The sequence below is a fragment of the Paracoccus sp. P2 genome, assembly GCF_046335115.1.
Taxonomy (GTDB): domain Bacteria; phylum Pseudomonadota; class Alphaproteobacteria; order Rhodobacterales; family Rhodobacteraceae; genus Paracoccus; species Paracoccus pantotrophus.
Window position 1 is genome coordinate 1 of sequence record NZ_JBGOSN010000155.1, and the last position, 1,135, is coordinate 1,135.

The window sequence follows — 1,135 nt, forward strand, 5'->3', positions numbered from 1 at the left end:
CCGTACCCGTCATCGCTGCAGAACCGGGGGGAGCGGCGTCAGGGACGATCGCAGGCGAAGAGATAGAACTGTCGGTCTGGACAGAGCAGTCCGACTTCACGTCTTCAAGCTTTTCAATCTATTTTCAAGCACCGGCACTGAGGGAGCGCGGCCTGGGCAGCTTATCCCTCGGCGCAGAGTGGATCGGCGACCTCGATGGTGACTTCCTTTCCGCAGAAATCGATATCCCAATTCTCGATACCGATCCGTATCGCATTTACCGTGCGGACCTGGACGATGAACTCTCCCTGACAATTACGAGCGCCTCGCACCAAGGCGGTGTGCTGACGATCGCGGGCCAGGTGGAAGGTGTTCTAACCAGTGTGGACCGGATTGCCCTTCGAAATCCTGATCCCGACGATACTCTCAGCGTTAGCCTGACGTTTGAAGCCGTATTGGGTGAGCTGCAGTGAGGACCGCGGCGCTTTCCCTAATTGCGATCTGCCTGTCCGCGCCTGTGTTGGCCGATCAGCCGGGTGGGGATATGACTGGGTTCCTGGAAGAGACGCCTGTTTCATGGCGGATCGACGCCGAGCGGTCAGAATACCATTTCGAGAGCGAAGGCATTGGCTCTCTGCGGATTCTTGCCGAACCGCAGGAGGTGCCATCGGGCATCGGTTCCGTTCGGTTGATGGTGATGGTGGCCGATGGGACCACAAGTCTTCTCGAACTGCGGCTCGAGGACGAAGACGGAAATCCCGCTCTTGGACTGTCAAGCGAGGCCGGGGGCCAGGCAATGCTCGACATCGACCACGACAATGACGGTTCACTTCACTTCACCGGCGTGATCGAGGCAGGTCTGATGGCCTACCCGATGTCAGGCCGAACTGCCGGCGAACGACAAATGCTGGTTCTGGATGTGGATGGAGGCCGGATCACTGCTACCGGGCACTAGCGTTCTGCGGCAGGGAGGACAAATCCAATGAGACCGGTCATCGTTTTGACAGCCATTTTGTCCTGCGCCGCCGTTCCCGCGCTGGCGCAGCGCGCGGGCGACATTTCGGACCTTTGCGGAACGTCCTCGCCGGCAACGTGGCAGGGGCTGCGGGAACACTTTGTGGGCGACTGGCGCGTTGATCACCTGTCCGGCTACGTC

The 1,135-nt window shown here is 59.8% G+C and carries 2 protein-coding genes; both read left to right on the forward strand.

Annotated features, from left to right (window positions below):
* Positions 1-452, forward strand: a 452-nt coding sequence (locus tag ACDP63_RS24945; protein WP_409928865.1) for a hypothetical protein, incomplete at its 5' end; no start/stop codon positions are given.
* Between the two features lie 71 nt (positions 453-523).
* Positions 524-934: a hypothetical protein gene (locus ACDP63_RS24950; protein ID WP_128493044.1), complete on the forward strand. Its 411-nt coding sequence runs from the start codon at positions 524-526 to the stop codon at positions 932-934.
* Positions 935-1,135 lie beyond the last annotated feature (201 nt).

Bases quoted from the DNA above. Each gene is read 5' to 3' on its own strand.
- ACDP63_RS24950 (WP_128493044.1), top strand. From the start codon at position 524: ATGACTGGGTTCCTGGAAGAGACGCCTGTTTCATGGCGGATCGACGCC.